Source organism: Octadecabacter sp. B2R22, assembly GCF_018861045.1.
In the GTDB taxonomy this organism is placed as follows: domain Bacteria; phylum Pseudomonadota; class Alphaproteobacteria; order Rhodobacterales; family Rhodobacteraceae; genus Octadecabacter.
The window spans coordinates 663,100-689,131 of the sequence record NZ_JAHKQJ010000007.1 but is presented as its reverse complement, the minus strand read 5'-3'; the positions used below and the strand labels follow the sequence as shown (position 1 = coordinate 689,131).

The window sequence follows — 26,032 nt, the reverse complement described above, 5'->3', positions numbered from 1 at the left end:
CCTGATAGGATTGTTGGAATGATTGTCGAACGTGACGCCGAGCTTGACATGCTGAGCCAGATTTTAGCGTCGATACCGCAAGCCGGTGGGAGACTAGTTCTCGTTCGCGGTGAATCCGGCATCGGAAAATCGACTTTCATCGAACACTTTCTCTCGGAAACGTCCATGCAACATCAGATCGCAATTGCGTGGTGTGATCCGCTTAATACGCCGCGCCCACTTGGCCCGGTCCGTGACCTTGTTGCTGAGGTGAACCGATTTACGACAAGACCTTCGGAAGAAGCTGATTATTTCGAGGGTTTCGTGGCTCAAGCTCAATTGACCGCTTTGCCACTGGTTCTGGTCATAGAAGACCTTCACTGGGCCGATCATAAATCCCTTGATTGGTTAATGTATGTTGGCCGACGATTGTCACAATTACCAGTGCTTTTGCTTGGCAGCTATCGCGATGACGAAATCGGCCCAACGCACCCTTTGCATCATGCGTTGTCGACAATCTCTGCTGCTCGCAAAACCCATATCGATTTACCGTCTCTGTCTTTGAATGCCGTTCGCCAACTTGACCAGCACCAGAAATACAGCCCGGAAGACGTGCACAGGATTACAGGCGGGCATCCGTTTTTCGTGTCTGAAATTCTCTGTTCAGACAACGGGGCTGATACGCCGCCGCATTCCGTGGCCGATTTCATCAACACGCGAATTTCGTCTTTTCCTAATGCTCTGCAAAATTTTCTTGAGTTGATCAGTTGCGTTCCGGGAGAGCTGAAACCATCCATCTTGGACGCACTTAACTTGAAAAATACCGGAGCACTATGTGACGAAGGCGTTGCTCAGAATGTTCTGGTTCCGATTGGGCAAGACCTTAAGTTTCGCCATGAACTGACACGTATGGCTGTTTGCGCGCGGATGGGACCTGCGCGCAAACGCGAAAGCCATGCATTGTTTCTCGCAGCATATTTGGAAATACCGGAGCTTTCGCAAGAGTTCGACAGGATCCTTTTCCATGCTGAAGGCGCCCAGGATCAGGCTGCAATCTTGACTTTTGCACCACTGGCTGCTGACCGTGCGGCAACACTGGGGGCACACCGTGAAGCGGCGATGTTTTTGGGAACGGCGCTTACTTGCATTGATCATGCAACGCCTGAGGTCGCTGCACATATCACCGAGCACTGGGCCTACGAAGCCGGTTTGTCCTTGGGCATCGATGATGAGGTCATTGCCGCCCGCGAACGCGCCGTCGACTTGTGGACCAAACTTGGGCGGGCTGACCGGGTCGGCGAAAACCTGCGGTGGCTTTCACGATTGTTTTGGTATCGAGGAGAAGCCAAAAAAGCCGAAACCTATATTTTGCAAGCGATTGACGTCCTCGATGGAGAAGGTCTGACAGCTGAAACTGGCAAAGCCTACGCGATGCGCGCACAATTCTTTATGTTGCAGGACATCATGGACGAGGCAGGCACCTGGGCGACCCGTGCATTAGCGATCGCGGAGCAGTTTGGCGACCTCGACACTCAAGCTCACGCCTTGAATACGATGGGATCTGCAAAACTTTTCAGAGGCGATCCTGAAGGTGAAACCTATCTGCGCCAGAGTCTTAAGATTGCCCATACATACGATCTGCATGAACAAGCCGCGCGGGTCTACACCAATCTGTCTGAATGCCTCATCGAGATGCGTGAGCTTGATCGCGCTGAGGCATTGCTCGATGAGGGCATCGCCTATGATACGGCGCATGATCTGGACGCTTGGACGTTTTACCTGGTTGGTCGAAAGGCACATTTGCGGTTTGAACAAGATCGTTATGATGATGCCGTTCAAATCGCACAGTCTGTGTTGAAGCAAAAAAAACAAACACTTTTGATGCAAATGCCTGCAAGGATCATTCTGGCGCGCGCGAAAGTGCGGTTGGGGAACGTGGACGCAGCGGATTTGCTTGATGAGGCCATATTGGATGCCAAGCAGATCGGTGAACCTCAGTATCTCGTGACACTGTTGGTGGCCAAGATCGAACAGGCCGTGCTGCAAAATGACCCTTCGCTTTCACGAGATGCGCTCGCCCTCTTGTCCGACATGGATAGCTCAGTCTTTAGCGCTGCTAAACGCGGTGACTACCAATTCTGGACACATCTGGTGGGCGAACCCTATCAGAAAATGGATGTCCCTGAACCATATGCGCTGTTCTTGTCAGGTGACTACGATGCTGCCGCGCAGGCATTTAAAGCACAAGGCGCAAACTATCTTGCAGGATGGGTTCGCGTAAGTCAGCTGGATCCAGAAGCCGCCGACAAAATTTTCGAAACGATCGGTGCAACTGGAGCACGCCGATCAATAAGAAAGCGGTTTGACATGCCAGAAGTAGCGATGCGTCCGCGGGGGCGATACCGTGCTGCCAAAGCCCATCCCTATGAGTTGACGGGCAAAGAACAAGCCGTGCTTGCTATGCTGGCTGACGGCAAAAGCAACGCACTGATTGCCAATGAGCTTTCTCGCTCACCTAGAACAATCGAAAACCACGTGTCTTCCATCCTTTCAAAACTCAGTTGCAAGAACCGGCTGGAAGTGGTCCTGCGTACGCAGAGCGAGCCGTGGATTTTGCTTGAAAATTAGGTAATCCAATCCCCAAAATTGAGTATGGGCACGCATGCGCAGGCCGGATCTCCATGCTATGCTTTGGCATGATTTTAAAGGTCAAGATTTTGGAGATTAAGATGAATAGAACGTTGATTTCAGCCGCATTCGCAATTGTTTATGCAGCCAATACGGCTTATGCAGCGCCAATATCTGCCTTTTCCGAACATGAGCTGAACCACAGTTTTGTGATTAACGGCGGCAATTCGCCCGAGGGGATCGACATTGGCTTTGGGCCGAATGCCCTAACCATTGATCGTGACTCGACCACATTCGTCGATGATCCCACAGCGATCGCAGACGATGACATTCACGTCGTGATCGGCAATCCCTTCACTGATCCGCCGGTGGCCGCCGAAGGGTCTTGGGTCAGCACAACGATCCTGCCAAACGGGACGGAAGGCGCGCTTGCCTACTATAGTTCCACTGTCACCACAGAGGATGATCCGGACCCCGATGAGTATGACATCACCCGTCGGTCTGTTGCCATTGAGGGTGAGGCAAATGCAGTCATTACGTCTGCCCCTATTGCTGCCTCCGCTGCTGCATTTGAGAGGTTAACGCGAAGCTACCTATTCGAAAACACGACAAATTCTCTGATTTCATTCAACATAGCAGGTCAGTTCGAAGCTGCGTTGGGCGCACAATATAACGGCATTGACGGGTTCGCCCGTGCCTCCGCTGGATTTGATCTGCTTTTTGAGCCTGCCCTTGGTGCAAGCGTCACCTATTTTCCCATCGCACCGTATTTGACCAGTTCTTCGGACGATGATCCCGGTGCAATCGCGCTTGAGCAGCTTCTGATTGGTTCGGAAGGTATTAGTTTTACTGCCAGCACTTCCGCCATGGGTGACGGTGGCACAACGACGGCGCTCTTGGAGGCTCAGACCCGCTACATCTTTGGCATAAGCCTTGATGCTGGCGCATCGCTCGTCATGAATACCGGGTTCCAGCAGGCCAATTCGGTGGAATACACACCTCAGCCAGACGTGCCCGCTGTTCCGCTTCCGGCGTCCATTGCTTTCATGACGCTTGGGTTGGGTTCTCTTGTCGGTCTGCGCCGCCGCAAGGCAGTGAAAAACTGACATCGCCACAGAGCCACCGCCAAAGCTGTCGTGGTGCGAAGTTTCTTTAGACAGCCGGTGGATCGCTGAAGCAGTCTTTGATGCAAACGCAGTGAAGGCTAGGTTTGCCCCGCCCAGCTGCCTTTCATCGACAATACAAAGTTATTCTCTAAGGCCATCTTGTAGGAAGAAAATCTCAAATTTTATCGATTCAAGGACGCTAAGCCGCCATTCGCTAACCGACGGCGTATGACTGCTTCGTCCGCATAGCGGACCTCTCGCCTTAAGCGTAACTTTACGACTATAGAAACGAAAAAGGGCGCCGATTAGGGCGCCCTTTGTGTTGTTAGCAGATTGAATTAGCTGCTCATGTCGTAGGCGCGTTCGCCGTGGGACGACAGGTCGAGGCCTGTGTATTCGTCTTCTTGGCTGACACGGATCGGGAAGATCGCTTTGACGACCAGAACGATCACGACTGTTGTGACAACCGTCCAAACACCGACAACCGCCAGACCGCCGAGCTGTTCTGTCCAGCCCGCGTGGCCAAAGACAGCCAGCATAATGATACCGAACATACCACCCACGCCGTGCACCGCGAAAACGTCCAGCGTATCGTCGAGCTTTAACTTGTTCTTAACAATGGAACACAGCTCCTGACACATGACGCCAGCAATCGCACCGATGATGAGCGCTTCGATAGGACCAACAGAACCGGAAGCAGGTGTGATAGATGCAAGGCCCGCAATCGTACCTGTCACCAAACCCACGAGGGATGATTTACCGAAACGAATGCGTTCCCACAGGGCCCATGTCAGAGACGCGGTGGCGGCGGACAAATGCGTCACAGTGATCGCCATCGCGGCGGACCCGTTGGCGGCCAATTCAGAGCCGCCGTTAAAGCCGAACCAACCAACCCAAAGCATCGCCGCACCGATCATGACCATACCAGGATTATGCGGAGGCTTGGATTTGTCAGACCGACCTCCCAAGAAGAACGCAACGATCAAAGCCGCAAGACCTGCTGTCTGGTGAACCACGATGCCGCCGGCAAAATCGTTAACCCCATTCGGGAACAAGGACCATTCCTCGCCAGCCAACAAACCGCCGCCCCAAATCCAGTGGGCAACAGGTGCGTAGCAAATCAACATCCACAGCCCCGAGAACGTCATCACAAAAGCAAACCCGATACGTTCAACATATGCGCCAACAATCAGTGCAGGTGTGATGATCGCAAAGGTCATCTGAAATGCGAAAAACAAGACTTCGGGGATGTTGCCCGCCATGGTGTCTTCGGTCACACCATTCAAGAAAGCCTTATCCAGACCGCCCCAGTAAGCATTCCCGTCGCCAAACGCGATGGAGTACCCAACGGCCAGCCAAAGGACTGACATCAAGCAGGCAATGCCGAAACACTGCATGAAAACGCTCAACACGTTGCGGGCGCGCACAAGGCCGCCGTAAAATAATGCCAACCCGGGCAGGGTCATAAACAGCACCAAAGCTGTTGCGACGAGTATCCAAGCGGTGTCCGCTGCGTTCATTGTTCCGTTCCCCTTTTTCGTTTGGGGCGGTTAATCGTAAACGAACTGCCTTAAAAAGGGGCGCGAGGGACTCACGGTGCTTAAATTTGCCGCTTTATTAAAAATGCCGTGTAAATAGGCGGTATTTGACCTGAACGGCTAATTTATGAGCAGACCTGAATCACTGCGGCATTCAGAAGGTCTAGCGCTGTTTGAACGCTTTTTGTGCGGACTTGGGCACGGCCCAATGCACCAAAGTCATGGGTTACGGCCTGCACGCCATCCGCCGTAGCCACTCCAAAACACACACGCCCTTCGGGTTTGTGCTCAGAGGGGCCAGGGCCTGCAATGCCCGTGATCGAGACCGCGATGTCGGCCTTTGCGGCGTTGCGCGCGCCATTGGCCATTTGGGCTGCAACCTCCTCGGAGACTGCACCGAAACGGTCGAGCGTTGCAGTCTCAACGCCCAGCATGTCGACCTTGGCCGCGTTGGAATAGGTGACAAAACCGCGCTCAAACATTGCAGAACTGCCCGCAATATCGGTGAGCGCCGCACTTACCATCCCACCTGTGCAGCTTTCGGCGGTGGTCAAGGTTACACCTTTGGCAATAGCGCGTTCAACGATGTCTTGTGCAAGGCTCACAGCAAGAACACGTGCCAGATGATCGCCAAAAGAACGACGAAGAGCGCGGCAAACACGCCTGCGATCACATCATCCAACATCACACCCGTCGCGTTGTCCTTGCGATCCGCCCACCCAACGGGGCCGGGTTTGGTGATGTCAAACAGGCGAAACAGCACAAACGCCGCCGCCCAACCGGGCCAAAGCCCGAGGACATCCGCATTCACCCAATACGCGCCAAAAAACACCGGAAGAAGCGCAATCCATTGGCCGATAACTTCATCGATAACAATTTCGGACGGATCGTGATTATCCGCACCTTCGGTCATCCATTTCGTCGCGATGTAGCCTTTGATGTAGCCTGCGGGGATAGCAATCAGAAACAGCCAAAAGCCGCCGATCCAATAAATCAACAACGCCAAGGGCAGGGCGGCCAGTGACCCCCATGTGCCCGGCGCGGGTTTCATGTAGCCGACGTAGAACACCGTCGCTGTGATTTTTGCCCAAGTGTCTTTCATGTCTTCACCAATGTTACGGTTGCGATGGCAGCGATCCCTTCGCCGCGCCCAGTAAAACCAAGCCGTTCGGAGGTCGTGGCCTTTACGCTAACACGATCAATATCCAGTTGCATTATCTCGGCCATGCGGGCGCGCATGGGCTTTGCGACAGGCCCGATCTTGGGGAACTCGCAGATCAAAGTGCAATCCATATGCGTAATCTCAAACCCCATGTCGCGGGCAAGACCGCAAGCATGGCTCAGGAAAATATGGCTTTCTGCGCCTTTCCACTGGGGGTCACTGGGCGGGAAGTGTTGGCCGATATCACCACGACACAGGGCGCCATAAATCGCGTCCGTAACCGTATGCATTCCGACATCGGCGTCCGAATGACCTTGCAAACCGCGCTCATGGGGGACTTTTACGCCGCAGAGCACCACGTGATCGCCCTCGCCAAAACGGTGAACGTCAAAACCGTTTCCGGTGCGGATATCTGGGATCATTGGGGGCTCCAAAAGAAGAGATGCGGCACGGTCGAAATCCGCGGGCGTTGTGATTTTGAGGTTGCGTTCATCACCATCGACGATGGCAACAGAAAGTCCCGCACGACGGGCAACTTCAACATCATCGGTTGCGCCATGCCCATGTTTGGCGTGGGCCGTGCGGATCGCATCAAGGTGAAAGCCTTGCGGAGTTTGTGCGCGATAAAGGCCAGTGCGATCCTGAAGCCCGGTGACCAGCCCGTCGTCGCCCTGCCAAAGCGTGTCGGAAACTTGAACAGCAGGCGCTGCAGCGGGTGAGGTTTCGAGCGCGTTCAAAACACGATCAATCACTTCGGCAGGCATGCAGCACCGCGCAGCGTCATGGACCAAAACGTGATCGGCTTGCGCCTCAGCCAAGCCAGCAAGGACGGAGAGGGAACGTTCTGCACCGCCAATGACGATCTGGGCACGGCTCTCGAGGCCCAAAGCGGCGACATGTTCAAGATCATCGGCCGACACGACAAGGAGAATGGAACCCACACGCGGATGGCTTTCGAAAACCGCAAGCGTGTGTTCCACAACAGTTTTCCCAGCAATGGACTGCCATTGCTTGGGGATATCCCCGCCAGCACGAACACCGCGTCCCGCTGCAACGATAAGGGCGTCCACTGTCATGAAAATTCCTTTGTGTTTCTTGGGTTCGTTCTAGTCAGTGACTGGGAAATGGGGAAGGGGTTAAGGGTGTTTGCTTAAAAATTGTGCACATGCCGTTTTCCGCCTATAATTTGAACTCACTTTCCTTGAGGTCTTACCACCGCCACGTTAATTCATGCGCATGACACAACAGATACCCTTGCCTGATCCTGACAGCCCCGTCGCGCTCGCGCCGCTGGCCGGAATCACGGATTTGCCGTTTCGCCAGCTTGTGGCGTCATTTGGTGCGGGTTGGGTTGTCTCTGAAATGGTCGCAAGTCAGGAAATGGTTCAAGCCAAACCCGGCGTGCGTGAAAAAGCAGAACTGGGTTTTGATCAGGCCGCCACAGCCGTACAGCTTGCGGGACGCGACGCCTATTGGATGGCAGAAGCCGCGCGTCACGTCGCAGCCAACGGCGCTGCAATGATCGACATCAACATGGGGTGTCCGGCCAAAAAGGTAACGAACGGCTATTCGGGCTCCGCGCTGTTGCGCGATCTGGATCATGCGCTGACGCTGATTGAAGCCGTGGTTGATGCTGTTGATATTCCGGTAACGCTAAAAACAAGACTGGGTTGGGACGATGCGCTGTTGAATGCTGCAGATCTTGCTGTTCGCGCGGAAAACGCAGGCATTGCGCGGATTGTGATCCATGGTCGAACACGGTGCCAATTTTACAAGGGTCACGCCGATTGGAATGCCATCGCGAAAGTGAAGGACGCCGTTAGCATTCCTGTAATTGCCAATGGTGACATCGTTGATGCCAAGACAGCGCGCGCCGCATTGGCGGCGTCTGGTACGGATGGCGTAATGATCGGGCGCGGCGCGCAGGGGCGACCATGGATTTTGGCGCAGGTGGCTGCACAGCTGGCGGGCGCGCCCATGCCAGAGGCCCCAAGCGGGCAGGGTTTCATCGACATGGTCTTACAACATTATGACGCGATGCTTTCATTTTACGGAACTGAACTGGGCGGCAAAGTCGCCAGAAAACACTTGGGTTGGTATATGGATCAGATCACGCAAGAACCTGCGCTTCGCAAAGCGGTGCTTACGGAACGCGACACAGCGAAGGTTTTCGACCTTCTGCCGGAGGCGCTTGCAGCATGAATGCGCTTTGGACCTCTTTGCCCGTACCAGCGTTGTTGCTGAACAAGGACGACACAATTGCCGACAGCAATCCTGCCGCTGAAAGCTTTTTGAATCTGTCCACGAAATCACTGCTTGGCGCGTCCTTGTGGGATAAGGTGATGATCGACGCCCCACTTGAGGGCGCCTATGCTCGCGCATCCGCGAACCGCTCATCTTTGTCGGTCAATGACGTTGATGTGGGCAGCGGTGAACGCCCGCCAGTTCTGTGCAACATTCAGTTCGCGCCGATGGTTGGCGAAGACGATCAAATGCTGATGCTGTTTGAACCAACCGAAACAGCGGCCCGCCTTAACAAATCCACACAGTCCGCACGGGCCGCGCGATCAGCGATTGGCATGGCCGAAATGCTGGCGCATGAAATCAAAAACCCGCTCGCCGGAATTACAGGTGCCGCACAGTTATTGTCGATGTCACTGTCGACTGAAGATCGCGAAATGACCGACCTGATCGTCGAAGAATCCCGCCGTATCGTAAGCCTGCTGGAACAGGTCGAACAGTTTGGAAACCTTCAGGCGCCAAACCTTGCCGCCGTGAACATTCATGATGCCCTTGATCGCGCGCGACAATCTGCGTCTGTCGGGTTTGGCGCGCATATGATGATGATCGAACAGTATGATCCGTCCCTGCCTCCCGCTTTGGTTGACGCGGACCAGCTGCTACAAGTGCTTTTGAACCTTCTGAAGAACGCTTCTGAAGCGGGTTCAGCAGGTGGATCGATCACGCTTCATACGTTTTACGACCCGTCTTTGCGGGTAAAGGGCGGAACTGGCGCGTCTGCGCGACTGCCGCTTCAGATTGAGATCATTGACGATGGCCCCGGATTGCCGCCCGACATTGCGGCGGATGTGTTCGAACCCTTCGTGTCCGGCAAAGAGAACGGCACCGGGCTCGGTCTGGCGTTGGTCGGCAAACTGGTGGCGGATGTGGGTGGCATGATCACCGTGTCCTCCGTCCCCGGTCGCACAGTTTTTCGGGTTTCATTGCCCGTCGTTCCAAAAGATTACCAAGGAGAGAACTAGATGGATGGCACAGTACTCGTCGCGGATGATGACCGCACAATCCGCACCGTTCTAACACAAGCGTTGACGCGGGCAGGCTGTAAAGTCCATGCGACGTCCAGCTTGGTGACGCTTATGCGTTGGGTCGAAGAAGGCAAGGGCGACCTTGTGATCTCCGACGTTGTAATGCCCGACGGGAATGGGTTGGAACAGTTGCCTCAGATTTCAGCCCTACGCCCTGATTTGCCCGTGATTGTGATTTCTGCCCAGAACACCATCATGACAGCGATTAAAGCCGCTGAAGCCGATGCCTATGACTATCTTCCCAAACCGTTCGATCTGCCGGATTTAATGAAACGGGCAGCGCGTGGCCTTGAGATGAAACCGCGCCGCACACCTGCGGCTTTGGTGGCTGACGCGGAACCTGACGATCTGCCGCTTGTCGGGCGCACGCCCGCGATGCAATCGCTGTACCGACTGGTGGCGCGTGTGATGAACACGCCGTTGTCCGTTCTTGTGACGGGGGAAAGCGGTACAGGCAAAAGCCTGATCGCCAAAGCCATTCACGACTTTTCCGACCGCCGCACACAGCCTTATGTCGTGGCAAACGCCGCCGACCTAGAAGGCATGGACGGCCCACAGGCACTGCTGTCACGGGCCAAGGGCGGTAGCTTGGTTTTTGACGAGGTGTCTGACCTTCCAGAAGCGATGCAAGCGCGCATTGTGCGGATGTTGGATGCTTTGGGCGAAACTGCGCCACGTATCATGGCCACCTCCCGCAATGACCTGATGCAGGCGCTTGAAGATGGCACACTGCGTGAAGACCTCTATTACCGCCTTGCAGGGGTTACGGTGTCAATGCCGCCGCTGCGCGATCGCGTCGATGACATCCCGCTTTTGGCCCAACACTTCTTGGCCCGCGCAGAACAGCAGGGATCCCCACCGCGCGTATTGGCCAGCAGCGCGATTGATCTGATGCGTGCCTACACTTGGCCCGGAAATGTGCGCCAGCTTGAAAACGTTGTGCACCGTTTGGTTGTGACGTCTAGCAACGCCGAAATTCATCGCCCCGAAGTGGAACAAGTCCTTGGTTCGCAACCCGCGATCGAACCGTTGCAGACGGGATCGTCAGAAAAGCTGTCGGGTTCGGTTGCCCAACACCTTAAACGCTACTTCGATCTTCACGGCGGAACCCTGCCGCCAGCCGGCCTTTACCAACGGATTCTGCGTGAAGTGGAAGCCCCGCTGCTTGAAATCGCGCTAGACGCAACCTCCGGCAACCAAGCTAAATGTGCCGAGCTTCTTGGCATCAACCGCAATACCTTGAGAAAAAAGATCACGGAGCTGGATATCCACGTGACACGCCGCCGCAAAATGATGTAAAAGGGCAACATAACCGTGGCCCTCTGGCCCCACTTTGGGATCAGGGCAGGACCACATCAACAGGCGGTGGGCGAAGGGGTGTTAAAGAGCACCTGATAAGCCCTTGGTAAGTGGGGCATTTCGCGTGCAGCGATCCCTTATTGGTACAGCAATGCTGGCGTTTTCGCGCTGGCGCCGCAGACGTAGCGTTCGTAACGCTTCCACTGTGGTGCTAGTGGCGTTGGCTCCTGTTCTGGTGATCTTGACGATCACGGCCTTGCGTCCGCTTGATCAAACGGGCCGCACAGACGTTCTACGGCTGATCTTGCTGGCCGATATCATCTACGTTCTGATTATCGCGGCATTGGTTGCCTCACGCGTGGTGTCCATGATCGCGGCGCGACGCAATAAATCCGCGGGTTCGAGATTGCACCTTCGATTGACGGGCGTCTTCGGGTTGTTGGCCTTGATTCCGACGGTTGCCGTCGCGGTCTTTGCCGTTCTGACCATCAATATCGGGCTTGAGGGCTGGTTTTCTGAACGTGTTCGCAATGTTTTGGGTAATTCTCTGTCCGCCGCGCAAGCCTATGAAGAAGAACACCGCCAAGAGGTCGCCCGCGACGGCATTGCCTTGGCCGGATTTCTAAACACCGAACGCCTGCAGACATTCTTCATGCAAAGCGGCGAAGTCCGGCAGGCGCTTGCGCGGGTCCAGCCCCAAATAGAACGTGGGTTGACGGAAGTGTTCGTTCTGGATGCCGCTGGTGAAATTTGGGTGCGCGGGGAGCAATCATACGAATTCTACTTTGAACGCCCCGAGTTGGAGCAACTCACAGAAGCCCGCCAGCTCGGCATGCTCATTATCGAGGACTATTCCAACAACGAATTTCGCGCCTTGATCCCGCTCGAAGCCTTTAACGAGAAGTATCTTTACGTCACGCGCGAAGTAGATGGTGAAATTCTGTCTTTGCTGGACAACACGCAAGAAACTGTTTTGCTTTACGGTCAACTGGAGGACGAACGCGGGCGGGTCTTGTTCGAGTTTGGCCTTATTTACTTAGGCTTTGCGCTGATCCTTATCATCGCGGCAGTCTGGGTAGGTCTTTGGTTTGCGGAGCGTTTGTCACGCCCCATTGGACGCCTGGTTGGTGCCTCTCAGCGGGTTGGTTCCGGCGATTTGACCGTGCGCGTTCGCGAAGAAGATGGCGAAGATGAGATCGCGCAGCTGGGTCGTTACTTTAACCAAATGACCGAACAGTTGAGCACGCAACGCGAAGAGCTGTTGGACAACACGCGCCAGATCGAACGGCGTCGGCGCTTGTTTGATTCCGTTTTGTCATCGGTTCCGTCAGGCGTGGTTGGTCTGGACGAAGAGGGGCGTGTAACGTTCGTGAACCGCTCGGCGGGGCGTTTGCTTGAGGTGGATGGGGGCACACAGACAGCCTTATCAGTAGCCGTTCCCGAGTTCGCAGCGCTGTTTGATGAGATGACGTCAGAAGGCAAATCTGTGGTGCAGGGACAGGTAAACCTTGTTCGTGGCGGGAAACAAGAAAGCCTACTGGTGCGCATGTCCCACCGCTCGCGCGAGGATGACTCTCTGGAAGGCTATGTTGTTGCCTTTGAGGACGTGACCGATCTGGTGTCAGCGCAGCGTATGGCGGCCTGGGGCGATGTCGCACGTCGGATCGCCCATGAGATCAAGAACCCACTAACCCCGATCCAACTGTCGGCCGAGCGGATCAAGCGCAAATTTAGTAAGGAAGTCGAGGTTCCGGGTGATCTCGAGCAACTTACAGACGTTATCGTGCGCCAAACCAACGACTTACGGCGCATTGTTGATGAATTTTCGAAGTTCGCTCGAATGCCCGAACCTGACCGCCACGTCCATGATCTGGCAAATATTCTGCGCGATGCGGTGACACTGCAAGATGCGGGTCAGCCAGACGTGACGTTCAGCAGTGATATCCCTACGGGTGAGGTTTGGGCGGATCTGGACAGCACGATGATGTCTCAGGCGCTGACGAACCTGATTAAGAACGCAGGCGAAGCCATTGAAAGCTTGCGAGAAAAAGAACCTGGATTCAACATAAAACCGCAGGTCAAAATCGCGATGTCGCTGCGAAATGATGTTGCCGAAATTACCATTGCGGACAATGGGATCGGCCTACCAGAGGATCGCGCCAAGCTGTTTGAACCCTATGTCACGACGCGTGACAAGGGCACGGGGCTCGGCCTGCCGATCGTAAAGAAAATCATAGATGAACATGGCGGAACGCTGACGTTAACGGATGCGCCCGCATTTGATGGAGCAACGCGGTTTGGCGCGATGGCTGTCATCACACTTCCAATCCAGGCTGCCGCTGTGCAGCCGATAAAAGAAACTGCATGAGGACCACTGTTATGGGCGATATTCTGATTACCGACGATGAACGCGATATTCGTGAGTTGATTTCGGACATTCTAAAGGACGAAGGGTTCAGCACACGTTTGGCGGGGACGTCCGATGAATGCATGGCCCAGATCGAACAGGACACGCCCGCGCTGATGATCCTTGATATTTGGCTGAAAGACAGCCGGATGGACGGGATCGACATCCTCAAGCAGGTCAAACGGGATCACCCGGAGGTGCCTGTCGTGATCATTTCGGGTCACGGTAACATCGAGATCGCCGTCGCAGCGATCAAACAGGGTGCTTACGATTTCATCGAAAAACCCTTTAATATCGACCAGTTGATGGTTGTTATTCGCCGTGCAATGGAAACCAGCCGTTTGCGCCGTGAGAACATCGAATTGAAACGCACAGACGCTGCACCGTCCGAAATGCTCGGCGAAAGTGCTGCGTTCCGCACGTTGATCAGCCAGCTTGAGAAGGTGACCAAATCCAATGGGCGGGTGATGCTGTCTGGTGAGGGCGGCTCTGGCAAGGAAACCGCCGCGCGTTTCATTCACATCAATTCTGATCGCGCGGATATGCCGTTCGTGTCCGTGAATTGCGCGTCGATTGAACCGGACAGCATGGAAGAAACCCTGTTCGGGCGTGAAACCGAAGGGCGCGGTGTTGAACGTGGTCTCTTGGAAGAGGCCAACGGCGGGGTGATCTATTTCGACGGGGTCGCGGACATGCCGCTGGGAACCCAGACCAAACTGCTGCGTGTCTTGGTGGATCAAAAATTCCAACGCGTTGGCGGCGTGGACAAGGTGCAGGTAGATGTCCGCGTTATTTCGAGCACAAACAAAGACTTGCAGATCGAAATTGAAGCAGACCGTTTCCGCCAGGAACTGTATCACCGCCTGAACGTTGTGCCGATCCACGTGCCGAGCCTTGAGGAACGCCGCGAAGATATTCCGTTGCTGGCGGCACATTTCATTTCTGAACTGAATGCCTCTCAGGGGCTGATCGCCAGAGAGATCAGCGATGAAGCCGACGCCTTGTTGCAAACGATGCAATGGCCCGGCAATGCCCGCCAGTTGAAGAACGTGATGGAACGGGTTTTGATCCTTGGCGACGGCACAGGCCCGATCGAGGCCAAAGAGCTGCCAAATCAGAACGAAGGTCCATCCGAAGAAGGCCGCGTGTTGCTGTCAGGCAGTCTTGCGACCTTGCCATTGCGCGAAGCACGAGAGCTATTCGAGCGGGAATACCTGCTGACACAGATCAACCGATTTGGCGGAAATATCAGCCGTACGGCCAGCTTTGTCGGGATGGAACGGTCTGCTTTGCACCGTAAACTCAAGACCTTAGGGGTTGTCACGTCCAACAAGGCGGGGGCACGAGTAGCCTATGTTGAAGACGATGCAGACGCATAACCAGAGTTGACCGCTGTGACCTGTTCTGTCACCACAATCCAATTGCAACCATTCAAGGGTAACCCATGAAGGTCATCATTTGCGGGGCAGGTCAGGTGGGGTGGCAAATCGCCCGTCATCTCGCGTCGGAGCGAAACGACGTCACCGTCGTTGACAACAACCCCGAACTCGTCGCCCGCGCGACGGATACGCTGGATGTGCAAGGCATCGCCGGCTTTGCGAGTTATCCGGACATTCTGGAACGCGCTGGCGCGAACGACGCTGATATGATCATCGCTGCGACCCATTCCGATGAGGTCAATATGGTGACCTGTCAGGTGGCGCACTCGGTCTTTGCTGTGCAGCGTAAAATCGCGCGTCTTCGCGGTCAAAGCTATCTAAACGCGATCTACTCCGACCTTTATCGGCGCGACCATTTGCCGATTGATGTTGTGATCTCACCAGAGATGGAAGTCGCCGAGGCCGCGTTGCAACGTTTAGCGGCGCCTGCGGCCTTTGACACAGAACGGTTCCTTGAAGGTCAGGCGCAGTTGCTGGGGATCTCGATCGACGAGGATTGCCCCGTCATCAATACGCCATTGCGCCAGCTCAGCGATCTGTTTTCGACGCTGAAGGCCGTTGTTTTGAGCATCCGTCGCAATGGGGCGTTGTTTGTTCCGAGCGCAAACGATCAGATTTTCGCTGGTGATGAATGCTACGTCATGACCGAAAACAGTGACATGGCCCGCACCCTAGAGATTTTTGGCAAGACACAAGGGACTTTGGAACGGGTCGTTGTGATCGGCGGCGGCAACGTCGGCCTTGCTGTGGCCCGCGCCCTTGAGGCGCGCACAGAACGGGTTCGCGTTCGCGTTATCGAACGCAACCGCGAGATCGCAGAACATGCCGCGGATGCCTTGGAGAGGACGATTGTTCTAAATGGTGACGGGCTGGATTCTCGATTGCTGGAAGAAGCCAACATCAGCAGCGCCGATGCGGTGTTGTGTGTCACGGATGACGATAAGACCAACCTGTTGGCCGCAGTGCGCGCCAAGGGTCTGGGGTGCCCGATGGCGATCTGTCTGACCAATGATCCAACGTTGGTCCCACTGATGGGACCGCTGGACATCGACGCCTATATCAACCCGCGCGCAACCACCGTAAGCTCAATCCTGCGCCACATCCGCCATGGACGCGTCCGTGCGGTCTATTCCGTCGGTGATGCCGAGGCCGAGGTGATCGAAGCGCAGGTTCTCACGACAAGCCCGATTGCGGGCAAGCGTCTGCGTGACATTGATTTCCCGGAAGGGGTCTTGCTTGGTGGTGTTTTGAAAGCCGGCAAGATGCACAAGCCACGCGGTGATCTGCGCATTGAAGAGGGCAATGTTGTCGCCATCTTTGCCATGGCCAGCCAAGTGGCCGAGGTCGAGGCACTTCTACAAGTGTCCATCGACTTTTTCTAATGGCCGTGCGCGGGCAGGTGTCCAATGATTAAAGCGCTATTCAGGCGGCCGTTTTCCGTTGTCCTTATGGGGATTGGTGCGCTGGCGATGCTGGTGCCGTCTATCCATGCGTTCCTGATTGGCGACGACGCTGTCGGGCGTGCGTTTTTGCATTCATCGGTGCTATTTTTTGTCCTCGCCTTGTTCATCACTTTGGCAACGGCAAACTATACCCAGGGGCACCGATCCCGCGGGTATTTGATGTCACTTTTGGCCGCGTTTCTCGTGCTGCCGATTATGCTGGCCGTGCCCATGTATGAGGCCGTGCCGCAGATGAGGTTCTTTGAGGCCTGGTTTGAGGCTGTTTCCTCGATCACCACAACGGGGGCCACGCTTTATGACAGCCCACAGGATTTGCCACAGTCGGTGCATTTGTGGCGGGCGTTCTTGGGCTGGCTCGGTGGGTTGTTGATTTGGATCGCAGCGATCTCGATCCTTGCCCCCCTGAACATCGGTGGCTTTGAGGTCCGCGCCATGGGGACGGGCGATCGCACCTATGCACAGGTCGGGCGCGTCTCGGACCCATCAGAACGCTTGATCCGTTTCGGAGCGAAACTGATCCCCCTTTATACTGCATTGACGCTGATGCTCTGGCTGGTTTTGACCGCCACAGGCGAAGTGCCTTTTGTGGCCTTGTGTCACGCGATGTCTGTGCTGGCCACGTCAGGTATTTCACCGGTCGGGGGCGTCGTCTTTTCGCCGTCGGGTTTTTTCGGTGAGTTCATGATCTTGATTTTCATGGTGTTTGCCATGTCTCGGGTGTCGTTCTCTCGAGGGTTGTCAGGCCTGGAAATGAAGCCGCTTCACAAGGATAGCGAATTTAGGATGGCCCTAAGCCTGATCGGCCTTTTGACCTTGGTTCTATTCGTTCGACACGCATTGATCGCGTTTGAATCCGACGCCATCAATAGCGCGCAGGAAGCCGCCCGCGCCGTTTGGGGCGCGCTGTTTACGATCACCAGTTTCCTTACAACGACTGGATTTGAATCTGCCGATTGGTCAGCCACACGCAATTGGTCTGGGCTTGGATCACCGGGGTTGATGTTGGTCGGGCTGTCGCTGATCGGCGGCGGAGTGGCCACCACAGCAGGTGGGATCAAATTGTTGCGCGTCTATGCGCTCTGGAAACATGGCCAACGCGAAATTGAACGGCTGGTTCACCCGTCCTCCGTGGGTGGCGCTGGGGCCGAAGCCCGCCAAATTCGCCGCCACGGGGCTCAGATCGCATGGATCTTCTTCATGCTGTTCACCATCTCGATTGCCGCCGTGATGGTTCTATTGGCTCTGACTGGGGTGCAGTTTGAAACAGCAATGGTGCTGTCTGTCGCGGCCTTGTCGACCACAGGCCCCTTGGCCTCCATCGCGGGCGAGACGCCGATTTCTTACGCAGGTCTGCCCGATTTTGCCAAAGCCGTGCTGGCCCTTGCAATGGTTTTGGGCCGCCTTGAAGCCCTCGCAATCATCGCATTGCTGAACCCGGGGTTCTGGCGTCGCTGACACACTGCCTTTGCATCCTTATTTTTGGGGGTGGATGTTCAGAAGCCATCGCGACATAGTGCGAATGGATGGATGAAAAATGGCTGCAACGTCAGCCACAAGAACAATAAGGGACGGGGAATAAAATGGCCTCAGACAAAGCAAACCTGCAAGACGCATTCCTGAACAATGTGCGAAAAGCGAAAGTTCCGGTCACGATCTTTTTGATCAACGGTGTGAAACTGCAAGGCGTCATCACATGGTTTGACAGCTTTTGCGTGTTGTTGCGCCGCGATGGCCAAAGCCAGCTGGTTTACAAATCCGCGATCAGCACAATCATGCCATCAACACCGATCAGTCTTTATGACGGCGAAGAAGCCTAATCATGGGTGAGGAGCGGTCCGCGACGCGGGCTTTCGTTCTGCACCCCGAGATTAAGTCCGACCACATGCGCCGAGACGCTCAAGCGGCCCTTGATGAAGGGGTATCGCTGGCGCACGCGTTGCCGGAATTGGACGTTGTCGGGGCAGAAGTCGTTAGATTGCCAAAAGTCCATCCGGGGATGTTATTTGGCAAGGGCAAGATAAAAGAAATTGGCGACTGGCTCGAAGAGGCCGAGGCCGGCCTCGTTTTGATCGACGGCCCTGTTAGCCCTGTGCAGCAGCGAAACCTGGAGAAAGAGTGGGGCGTAAAGCTGCTCGATCGCACGGGTTTAATCCTCGAGATTTTCAGCGATCGTGCGCGCACCCGTGAAGGTGTGTTGCAGGTTGAAATGGCAGCACTATCTTATCAGCGGACACGTCTGGTACGGGCTTGGACCCACCTTGAACGCCAGCGCGGTGGTCTTGGATTTGTGGGTGGCCCCGGTGAAACCCAGATCGAGGCCGACAGACGCGCCATTGATCTACAACTGAACCGCTTGAAGAAATCCCTCGAGAAAGTGGTGAAAACCCGCGAACTGCACCGTAAGGCGCGCGCCAAGGTGCCATTCCCGATTGTCGCTTTGGTTGGCTATACGAACGCTGGCAAATCCACGCTGTTCAACCGTTTGACTGGCGCTAACGTCATGGCCAAGGACATGTTGTTCGCTACATTGGACCCAACCATGCGGCGCGTAGAACTCGAAAGCGGCGATGAGATCATCCTCTCGGACACGGTTGGCTTTATCTCTGAGCTGCCAACACAGCTTGTCGCAGCCTTCAGCGCCACGCTCGAAGAAGTTCTTGAGGCCGATGTCATCTTGCACGTGCGCGACATCAGCCATGCGCAGACGGACGCACAGAACCGCTCCGTTAAGTCAACGCTGCAACAGCTTAAGGTCAATCCGGACGTGCCGATGATCGAGGTGCTGAACAAGATCGACCTTCTGCCCGAAGAAGACGCCAACTACCTGCGCGCCACCAAAGGGTCAGACGCCACAACCTTCCCGATTTCGTCCCTGACAGGGCAGGGCCTTGATGCGCTTCTTGAAGAAGTCGCAAACCAACTCAAAGGCCAAACCCGCGAAGTCACCCTGACACTGGACTGGGCACAAGGCGGCGCACAAAGCTGGCTACAGCGCGAAGGCGTAATCCAATCTGAAACCCAAACCGACACAGGTTGGACATTGGACGTCCGCTGGACTCCAATCCAACAGGCTAAATTCGAAAAACAGTTCCCAGACGCCTTCAACGCCGCCTGATTGCCTTTGTTTCAAAAATACCTCGGGGAGCGCGAGGGGCTGGCCCCTCGCCGAATCGGATTGGCGCAGCCAATTCGATCTGGACCTCACCTATTGCGCAGGCCGCAAGACCGTGATGCCAACAGCACCACCGCGCGCCAAAGCGGGGTCCAGCGACATCGGAATAAATTCCCCACGCCGCCACAGATCCCCAAGGTCGTCGTAGTGCCGTGACAGGAAATGCCCGGATTGACCGGTCGACGTGATGAATACCGAACTGTCAGGGTCTGCGAAGTCATAAACACCTCGGTAGGCTGCGGCATGGACGTTCTGGAACGGATACTCTCCCTCGCCGCTGGTGCGACCACGCATCAAGGTGTTGTCTCCACCTGACGTCGATTGGCGAATGTTAACGAACCAATGCAAAACTGGCGCTTCACCAAGAACCGCGTGATCATGGGTGGCTTCATGCGCATCGCCCCAGCGCAGGGATTCCAATGCATCGCTGTGGTTCTCGGACACCCAGATCAAGGCATCATCTAACGCGATACGTGCAATATCGCTACAGGTCTCTGTCGGGGCGGATTGCAGGACGTCACACCAGACAGCGGCGCCATCTGTGTTGCGGAATACTCGTTCGATAAACAGTGGCTCCACATGGGTGAATTCACGCGACAACGGGCCCAGTTCATCGCGGATCAATCGATCCTGCAATGCACGCATCCAAGCAGAATACAGCAGCGGTTCAGGCAGATGTTCGTTCATCTCACCGTTCCATTCGCCCAGCAACGCAAGCGCATCTTGTCGTAAGCGTTCCGGCGTGCCATCTGGTGCGGCTTCGCCCGTAAACCAAAGGTCCGCGCCGATAAGCGGAAGGATAGACCGCGCGGTATAGCTTACCGTGTCCAACTGAGCCTCAATGAAACTATCGCGGGTGTGGACTTCGCGGGCCTGCATCAACAACCGCCAGCGATTGATCCGCTGGCTGTCGCCCCACATGAAACTGACGTGCGCAGGAAATGGTTCTTCCACAACTTTGTTGTTGGTGTTGCCGACAATGCCACCTGTTGGATCAATCCATTCAGGGTTTGTGTCATAGGGGCGGCGTCCGTTCCAACGATTTTGCAGCAGATAGCCATAGTGCGGCAGACGCCCTTGTGTAACGTGATCGGGGCTGCGGTTTGGCACATGCCCGATCAGTTTAAGCCCGACAGAATTGCGGTCCGCCAGCGTCAGCATCTGGCTTGGCGCGACATAGTCCTCCGCAGCGGCGATACCTGCTTCGACGTTTCGGGCGCGCATCAAGGCCATCGCTGCCTGAATTGTTGTGTCCTCGCCCGAAAGAGCCGTCCAACCCAAAGCCGTCACATGCCCAGCAGGGCGGATCGAGGCGAGGTCGTATTGGCTGGGCGGAAGAACGGGGCCGTTGACCGTCCATTGCAGCTGCAGCGTGACTGATGGCGCGTCCTTGATCCGGATGATGCTGTCACGCGTTTCAAAGGACGCCCAGCCCTCAGGGGTGCGGTATTGGCTGGCGTCGCTGGGGTTCACTTCCTCGATATAGATATCCTGATCATCAAGATAGCTGGAGGTAATCCCCCAACCAAGGTTCGAAGACCGCCCCAGCATCACAACAGGAACACCGGGAATGGTGCCGCCGATGACGCCACCCTCGGACAGTTCCAAACGTGCCAGATACCAGATCGACGGGGCCGTCAGGCCAAGGTGTGGGTCATTTGCCAGCAGGGTCGACCCTGTGGCAGAGCGGTTCACTCCCGCCGCCCAAGCATTTGACGCGCCAGCAAGACTGCGTGGCACAACGGGCGACAGAGGGTCAAACGCCATACGCGTGTTTGGGGTAAAAGACGGCACATCCGGCATCAGGCTTGCGTAATTCGGCAGCGCCGCAAGACCAGACCCCGGTGTAAGCGGTAGAATGTCATTCAACCGCTCATCATCATTCAATAGCAGAGAGGCACGTGCGCGCAGCACTTCTTCTTCGAGATGACTGCTCAGCTGCACAGCCATAAGTTTGATAATCGAAACGGAATCAGCAGGTTGCCAAGGCGCGATGGCATGGTTGAACATCCACATTTCCGGCGCGCCGCGCCCGCGCGCACCTGCATTCACCTGATTAATCCAAGCGTTCACACCGTCCGAATAAGCCCGCAAAGCGGCCTGCGTTTCATCGTCCAAAGCCTGCACAGAAGACTGGGACAGCGGATACAAATCAAGACGTCGGATCAGGCTGTCGATGGGCAGCGTGCGTTCCCCGAAAAGTTCTGACAATCGGCCTTGGGCCGTGCGGCGCAGCATCGTCATTTGCCACAGGCGGTCTTGGGCATGGGCCATGCCAAGCGCAAAGAACACGTCTTCGTCTGTTTCGCCAAAGATATGGGGCACATTGGCGTTGTCGCGCACGATTTCCACTGGCGCGCTAATGCCAGCAACTTCAACCGTGCCATCATAGTCGGGCAGGGATCGGGACGCGAAGTAATAGGCCAGCGCAAACGTCGCCACAGCCAACACAATCAACGCCGAAGCGAGCCGAATGAGCCATCGAAAAATTAACGCCATAGTCTGGTCCTTTGCCCTTAGGGGTGAGGTGAGGCGCGCAACTGGTTGACGCCCGCTAAGGGTCCGTTACCTATCTTCTAACAGCACTTCTTATGCAAGCAGGAGAGAGATCATGGCAGTAATCGCATTTTTGGGACTTGGGGTCATGGGTTACCCGATGGCAGGGCATCTGGTGAAGGCGGGTCACGACGTCACCGTCTATAACCGCACGACCGCCAAAGCCGAAGCGTGGGTCGCGGAAAATGGCGGTGCAATGGCCACAACACCAGCGGACGCGGCCAAGGGTGCGGATTACGTGATGTCATGCGTGGGCAATGACGATGACCTACGCGCAGTTTGCATTGGCGAAGACGGCGCGTTTTCGACTATGGCCAAAGGCAGCGTTTTCGTGGACCACACGACAGTGTCGGCCAAAGTCACCCGCGAATTGTATGACGATGCCGCAGCGCGTGGATTGTCGTTTGTTGATGCGCCAATCTCGGGCGGGCAGGCGGGGGCCGAAAACGGTGTGCTCTCTGTTATGTGTGGCGGCGACGCGGACGTCTATGCAGCCGCCGAGCCCATAATAGGCGCTTATGCCCGTGTCTGCCACCGGCTTGGTGACAGCGGTGCAGGCCAAATGACCAAGATGTGCAACCAAATTGCGATTGCTGGTTTGGTTCAGGGCCTGTCAGAAGCGCTCCATTTCGCCGAGCAGGCGGGTCTGGACGGGACTGCTGTCGTCGAAGTGATCAGCCAAGGGGCTGCGGGATCGTGGCAGATGCAAAACCGCTATCAAACCATGCTGGACGATAAGTTCGATCACGGGTTTGCAGTTGACTGGATGCGCAAAGACCTCGGCATTTGCCTTGATACTGCGAATGAAACCGGCGCGTCGCTTCCGGTGACGGCCTTGGTCGATCAATTTTACAAGGACGTGCAGAAACAGGGCGGCGGACGTTGGGACACATCGAGCCTTTTGAAACGTTTACGTGGTTTCAACTAAGCCAGAGTTTACGGCGTATGCAACCGCAGGCATGATCCGGTGGCGAAGTGTTCGACAGTTCCTTCGTCACCCACTGCCGATCCGATAAAATCAAACTTCCGATTGCGCAGCAGCACGAATGTGCCCGAGATTTCTCCACCAGAGGTTTTGAACTCAATCCGGTTGTCGAACCGTTCCATCGTCGTGCTTGTGCTTGTGCCAGGCATCTCAAGGCGCGGATTGCCATCTTCGTATTCAAGATAAACCACGAAGGAGTCCTCATCCTTGGTGCATTCATTGCCGGCGCAATAGCTGTCAAAGGTGCAGATATGATGCGGGTAGGCGGGGTTCCCAACCACTCCAAGGTCCTTTGGACCACCTGTTAGCATTGCAATGATTGCGAGCAGGACAATTACAATGACCATTACGACGGGAATCATGGTGTGACGTTTGTGCATTGGGTCCTCGTTAATCGGGTTCTAACAGTTACTATACAGACAATCGTGCCGCATGGGCACCACGTTCGCGATACGGTGTCGTATCATAATGCGCACGGTAACACTTGGAAAAATGGCTCGGCGAGGCAAAACCACACGCCAAGGCGACGTTGATCACCGACATATCCGTTTGCATCAACAGGTTGCGGGCCTTTTGCAGGCGCAATTCCATGTAATACCGCTTAGGCGAACGGTTCAGATAGCGACGAAACAGCCGTTCAAGCTGGCGCGTGGACATGCCAACATCTTTGGCAAGAATGCTGGGGCTGATGGGTTCTTCGATGTTGAGTTCCATCGCCTGAATAACACGGCTAAGTTTCGGGTGGCGCACACCAATCCGTGTCGGGATCGACAAACGTTGGGTGTCTTGGTCCGTGCGAATGGCGGAATAGATCTGTTGGTCTGCCACCGCATTGGCAAGTTCTTCGCCGTATTGATCGGCGATGATCTGCAAAAACAAATCAATGGAGGATGTCCCGCCCGCCGTCGTTAGGCGGTTCCCGTCCTTTACGAAAACAGATTTGGTCAGCTCAACCTCGAGAAACTCTTCAGTGAAACTGTCGTGGTTTTCCCAATGGATCGTGGCGCGTTTGCCGTCCAGCAAGCCCGCTTTCGCCAACGCAAAGGCCGCCGTGCACAAGCCGCCAATCGTCAGCCCACGCCGTGCCTCGCGGCGTAGCCAGTTCAACAGTTTCTTTGTGGTCGCGGTCTGAACGTCCCGTCCGCCACATATCATCACCGTGTCATCGCGATGTAGTTCATTCAGATCATCGTCAAGCTTGAAGACGGTCCCCGTGGAACAGACGGCGGTGTCGCCGCCTTCGCCAACAAGGCGCCAGCTATACAGCTCTTGGCCCGACATCTGGTTTGCCAGACGCAAACAATCAATCGCTGCCGCAAAAGACAGCATCGTAAATTGATCCAGCAGAACAAACACGAACCGGTGCGGCGCACCGCGTGTGGATTCTACATCAATGATATTGTGACGCTTCATATGGCTGCCAATCCGATTCAGATAAGAATGCTCACCACCTTTCGCTTGGCGGATCAAGCGAATTGAATCACGAAATCGTCCAAAGCTGTCGCTTTTTGTCATTGGACCTTATCCACAGCTTCGTTATAAGCGGGGCTGGTATCGCTAACGAGCCAATAGAAACTTAACTTGCGGAGCAAGAACATGACGGACTGGAAAAAATCTGACTGGCGCAACAAGCCCCGGGTTCAGATGCCCGACTATACCGACGCTGCGGCACTCGCCGCTGTTGAGGAAAAGTTGGCAAGCTATCCACCGTTGGTTTTTGCAGGCGAAGCACGCCGTCTTCGCGCCGAATTGGCAGATGTGTCCCGTGGGGATGCATTCCTGTTGCAGGGCGGCGATTGCGCCGAAAGCTTTGCAGCGTTTCAGGCCGACCCGATCCGCGACACATTCAAAGTGATGTTGCAGATGGCAATGGTGCTGACATACGGCGCCAAAGTGCCTGTCGTAAAAGTCGGCCGCATGGCTGGGCAATTCGCCAAGCCGCGCAGCGCAAACACCGAAACCATTGATGGCGTGGAACTGCCAAGCTACCGCGGTGACATCATCAATGAGTTGGACTTCACACCAGAAGCCCGCATCCCGAACCCTGAAAAGATGCTGCAGGCCTACACGCAGGCCGCAGGCACGCTGAATCTGTTGCGCGCGTTTTCTACGGGTGGGTATGCGGATGTGCATCAGGTGCACGGCTGGACGCTGGGCTTTACCGGCGCACCAGAGGCCGAAAAGTACCGCGCTATCGCTGAACGGATTTCAGACACGCTGGACTTCATGGAAGCCGCTGGTCTGACGTCTGATCAAAACCACGAGCTGAAGACAGTCGACTTCTACACCTCTCACGAGGCGCTGTTGCTGGAATACGAAGAGGCGCTGACGCGTCTTGATTCTACATCCGGTAAATGGCTGGCTGGTTCCGGTCACATGATCTGGATCGGCGATCGCACACGTCAGCCAGACGGTGCGCATGTTGAATTCTGTAGCGGCGTTCAGAACCCGATTGGCCTAAAGTGTGGTCCGACAATGACATCTGGCCACCTCAAGGCGTTGATGGCGAAGCTGAACCCAGAAAACGAAGCAGGCCGTTTGACGCTGATCGCACGTTTTGGTGCGGGCACTGTGGGCGAACACCTGCCACGCCTTATCAAAGCCGTTGAAGAAGAAGGCGCCAAAGTTGTTTGGACCTGTGATCCGATGCACGGCAACACGATTAAGTCGTCGTCTGGTTATAAGACACGTCCATTCGAATCCGTTCTTCGCGAAGTTCGTGAATTCTTTGGGGTTCATAACGCCGAAGGCACGATCCCGGGTGGCGTTCACTTTGAAATGACAGGTGCAGACGTAACAGAATGCACGGGGGGTGTTCGTGCGGTCACGGATGAAGATCTGTCAGCGCGTTACCACACAGCATGTGATCCACGCCTGAACGCGTCCCAATCTCTGGAACTCGCGTTCCTAGTTGCCGAAGAACTGTCCGCGCGACGCAATAAGGTGAAAGCCGCACAGACTGCGTAAGGTCA

The 26,032-nt window shown here is 55.5% G+C and carries 20 protein-coding genes; 13 read left to right on the top strand and 7 right to left on the bottom strand.

The annotated features are described in order from the left end of the window. Positions 1-18: 18 nt before the first annotated feature. Together KO486_RS08845 and KO486_RS08840 are read left to right on the top strand one after the other, a co-directional pair. Positions 19-2,607 (top strand): AAA family ATPase, encoded by a 2,589-nt coding sequence (locus KO486_RS08845; protein WP_216036867.1) that lies wholly within the window; start codon positions 19-21, stop codon positions 2,605-2,607. Between the two features lie 101 nt (positions 2,608-2,708). Then, positions 2,709-3,713, top strand: coding sequence for a VPLPA-CTERM sorting domain-containing protein (locus tag KO486_RS08840; RefSeq protein ID WP_216036866.1), 1,005 nt, complete (start codon positions 2,709-2,711; stop codon positions 3,711-3,713). A 338-nt stretch (positions 3,714-4,051) separates the two neighbouring features. Here the strand turns inward: KO486_RS08840 and KO486_RS08835 are convergent, their stop codons facing one another. The 4 genes from KO486_RS08835 to KO486_RS08820 all read right to left on the bottom strand — a co-directional run bounded on the left by KO486_RS08835 (position 4,052) and on the right by KO486_RS08820 (position 7,489). Continuing rightward, on the bottom strand, positions 4,052-5,233 hold the full coding sequence (locus KO486_RS08835) for an ammonium transporter (RefSeq protein WP_216036865.1): 1,182 nt from the start codon (positions 5,231-5,233) through the stop codon (positions 4,052-4,054). A gap of 143 nt (positions 5,234-5,376) precedes the next feature. After that, positions 5,377-5,856, bottom strand: coding sequence for a CinA family protein (locus KO486_RS08830; protein ID WP_216036864.1), 480 nt, complete (start codon positions 5,854-5,856; stop codon positions 5,377-5,379). After that, entirely contained in the window at positions 5,853-6,353 is a 501-nt protein-coding gene (locus tag KO486_RS08825) for a phosphatidylglycerophosphatase A (RefSeq protein WP_216036863.1), read from the bottom strand. The genes KO486_RS08830 and KO486_RS08825 overlap by 4 nt, the downstream gene beginning before the upstream one ends. Beyond that, the gene (locus KO486_RS08820; RefSeq protein ID WP_216036862.1) at positions 6,350-7,489 is read right to left on the bottom strand and encodes a bifunctional 2-C-methyl-D-erythritol 4-phosphate cytidylyltransferase/2-C-methyl-D-erythritol 2,4-cyclodiphosphate synthase; all 1,140 of its coding nucleotides are present in this window, start codon (positions 7,487-7,489) and stop codon (positions 6,350-6,352) included. The genes KO486_RS08825 and KO486_RS08820 overlap by 4 nt, the downstream gene beginning before the upstream one ends. A gap of 160 nt (positions 7,490-7,649) precedes the next feature. On the opposite strand from KO486_RS08820, the gene dusB reads away from it, so the two are divergent. The 9 genes from dusB (at position 7,650) to hflX (ending at position 19,462) form a co-directional block, all read left to right on the top strand. Then, complete coding sequence (dusB, locus tag KO486_RS08815; protein WP_216036861.1) at positions 7,650-8,615, top strand: tRNA dihydrouridine synthase DusB; 966 nt, start codon at positions 7,650-7,652, stop codon at positions 8,613-8,615. Further along, complete coding sequence (locus tag KO486_RS08810) at positions 8,612-9,676, top strand: ATP-binding protein (protein WP_216036860.1); 1,065 nt, start codon at positions 8,612-8,614, stop codon at positions 9,674-9,676. The genes dusB and KO486_RS08810 overlap by 4 nt, the downstream gene beginning before the upstream one ends. Continuing rightward, positions 9,677-11,038 (top strand): response regulator, encoded by a 1,362-nt coding sequence (locus KO486_RS08805; RefSeq protein WP_216036859.1) that lies wholly within the window; start codon positions 9,677-9,679, stop codon positions 11,036-11,038. It abuts the gene before it with no gap. Between the two features lie 151 nt (positions 11,039-11,189). Further along, on the top strand, positions 11,190-13,406 hold the full coding sequence (locus KO486_RS08800) for a PAS domain-containing sensor histidine kinase (RefSeq protein ID WP_216037550.1): 2,217 nt from the start codon (positions 11,190-11,192) through the stop codon (positions 13,404-13,406). Between the two features lie 11 nt (positions 13,407-13,417). Beyond that, positions 13,418-14,824 carry a sigma-54 dependent transcriptional regulator gene (locus tag KO486_RS08795; RefSeq protein ID WP_216037549.1) on the top strand — a complete coding sequence of 469 codons (1,407 nt, stop codon included), beginning with the start codon at positions 13,418-13,420 and terminating at the stop codon, positions 14,822-14,824. Positions 14,825-14,889: 65 nt separating this feature from the next. Then, entirely contained in the window at positions 14,890-16,266 is a 1,377-nt protein-coding gene (gene trkA / locus KO486_RS08790; RefSeq protein ID WP_216036858.1) for a Trk system potassium transporter TrkA, read from the top strand. Between the two features lie 24 nt (positions 16,267-16,290). Beyond that, positions 16,291-17,802: a potassium transporter TrkG gene (locus KO486_RS08785; protein ID WP_252734628.1), complete on the top strand. Its 1,512-nt coding sequence runs from the start codon at positions 16,291-16,293 to the stop codon at positions 17,800-17,802. Between the two features lie 125 nt (positions 17,803-17,927). Beyond that, positions 17,928-18,164: an RNA chaperone Hfq gene (gene hfq / locus KO486_RS08780; RefSeq protein WP_216036857.1), complete on the top strand. Its 237-nt coding sequence runs from the start codon at positions 17,928-17,930 to the stop codon at positions 18,162-18,164. A 2-nt stretch (positions 18,165-18,166) separates the two neighbouring features. Beyond that, on the top strand, positions 18,167-19,462 hold the full coding sequence (gene hflX / locus KO486_RS08775; RefSeq protein ID WP_216036856.1) for a GTPase HflX: 1,296 nt from the start codon (positions 18,167-18,169) through the stop codon (positions 19,460-19,462). Between the two features lie 90 nt (positions 19,463-19,552). Here the strand turns inward: hflX and KO486_RS08770 are convergent, their stop codons facing one another. Then, positions 19,553-22,018 (bottom strand): penicillin acylase family protein, encoded by a 2,466-nt coding sequence (locus KO486_RS08770; protein ID WP_216036855.1) that lies wholly within the window; start codon positions 22,016-22,018, stop codon positions 19,553-19,555. Positions 22,019-22,130: 112 nt separating this feature from the next. Between KO486_RS08770 and KO486_RS08765 the strand changes: the two genes are divergently transcribed. Next, positions 22,131-23,003, top strand: coding sequence for an NAD(P)-dependent oxidoreductase (locus tag KO486_RS08765; protein WP_216036854.1), 873 nt, complete (start codon positions 22,131-22,133; stop codon positions 23,001-23,003). A gap of 8 nt (positions 23,004-23,011) precedes the next feature. On the opposite strand, the gene KO486_RS08760 is transcribed toward KO486_RS08765, so the two are convergent. Next, positions 23,012-23,440 (bottom strand): hypothetical protein, encoded by a 429-nt coding sequence (locus KO486_RS08760; RefSeq protein WP_216036853.1) that lies wholly within the window; start codon positions 23,438-23,440, stop codon positions 23,012-23,014. Between the two features lie 31 nt (positions 23,441-23,471). Beyond that, positions 23,472-24,473 carry a GlxA family transcriptional regulator gene (locus KO486_RS08755; RefSeq protein WP_216037547.1) on the bottom strand — a complete coding sequence of 334 codons (1,002 nt, stop codon included), beginning with the start codon at positions 24,471-24,473 and terminating at the stop codon, positions 23,472-23,474. 183 nt (positions 24,474-24,656) lie between these two features. Here KO486_RS08755 and KO486_RS08750 point away from each other — a divergent pair, with 183 nt between their 5' ends. Next, entirely contained in the window at positions 24,657-26,027 is a 1,371-nt protein-coding gene (locus KO486_RS08750) for a class II 3-deoxy-7-phosphoheptulonate synthase (protein WP_216036852.1), read from the top strand. Positions 26,028-26,032: the final 5 nt, after the last annotated feature.

Coding starts and splice junctions, on each gene's coding strand:
- KO486_RS08845 (WP_216036867.1), top strand. CDS start 19: ATGATTGTCGAACGTGACGCCGAGCTTGACATGCTGAGCCAGATTTTA.
- KO486_RS08840 (WP_216036866.1), top strand. CDS start 2,709: ATGAATAGAACGTTGATTTCAGCCGCATTCGCAATTGTTTATGCAGCC.
- KO486_RS08835 (WP_216036865.1), bottom strand. CDS start 5,233: ATGAACGCAGCGGACACCGCTTGGATACTCGTCGCAACAGCTTTGGTG.
- KO486_RS08825 (WP_216036863.1), bottom strand. CDS start 6,353: ATGAAAGACACTTGGGCAAAAATCACAGCGACGGTGTTCTACGTCGGC.
- KO486_RS08820 (WP_216036862.1), bottom strand. CDS start 7,489: ATGACAGTGGACGCCCTTATCGTTGCAGCGGGACGCGGTGTTCGTGCT.
- dusB (WP_216036861.1), top strand. CDS start 7,650: ATGACACAACAGATACCCTTGCCTGATCCTGACAGCCCCGTCGCGCTC.
- KO486_RS08810 (WP_216036860.1), top strand. CDS start 8,612: ATGAATGCGCTTTGGACCTCTTTGCCCGTACCAGCGTTGTTGCTGAAC.
- KO486_RS08805 (WP_216036859.1), top strand. CDS start 9,677: ATGGATGGCACAGTACTCGTCGCGGATGATGACCGCACAATCCGCACC.
- KO486_RS08800 (WP_216037550.1), top strand. CDS start 11,190: ATGCTGGCGTTTTCGCGCTGGCGCCGCAGACGTAGCGTTCGTAACGCT.
- KO486_RS08795 (WP_216037549.1), top strand. CDS start 13,418: ATGGGCGATATTCTGATTACCGACGATGAACGCGATATTCGTGAGTTG.
- trkA (WP_216036858.1), top strand. CDS start 14,890: ATGAAGGTCATCATTTGCGGGGCAGGTCAGGTGGGGTGGCAAATCGCC.
- KO486_RS08785 (WP_252734628.1), top strand. CDS start 16,291: ATGATTAAAGCGCTATTCAGGCGGCCGTTTTCCGTTGTCCTTATGGGG.
- hfq (WP_216036857.1), top strand. CDS start 17,928: ATGGCCTCAGACAAAGCAAACCTGCAAGACGCATTCCTGAACAATGTG.
- hflX (WP_216036856.1), top strand. CDS start 18,167: ATGGGTGAGGAGCGGTCCGCGACGCGGGCTTTCGTTCTGCACCCCGAG.
- KO486_RS08770 (WP_216036855.1), bottom strand. CDS start 22,018: ATGGCGTTAATTTTTCGATGGCTCATTCGGCTCGCTTCGGCGTTGATT.
- KO486_RS08765 (WP_216036854.1), top strand. CDS start 22,131: ATGGCAGTAATCGCATTTTTGGGACTTGGGGTCATGGGTTACCCGATG.
- KO486_RS08760 (WP_216036853.1), bottom strand. CDS start 23,440: ATGCACAAACGTCACACCATGATTCCCGTCGTAATGGTCATTGTAATT.
- KO486_RS08755 (WP_216037547.1), bottom strand. CDS start 24,473: ATGAAGCGTCACAATATCATTGATGTAGAATCCACACGCGGTGCGCCG.
- KO486_RS08750 (WP_216036852.1), top strand. CDS start 24,657: ATGACGGACTGGAAAAAATCTGACTGGCGCAACAAGCCCCGGGTTCAG.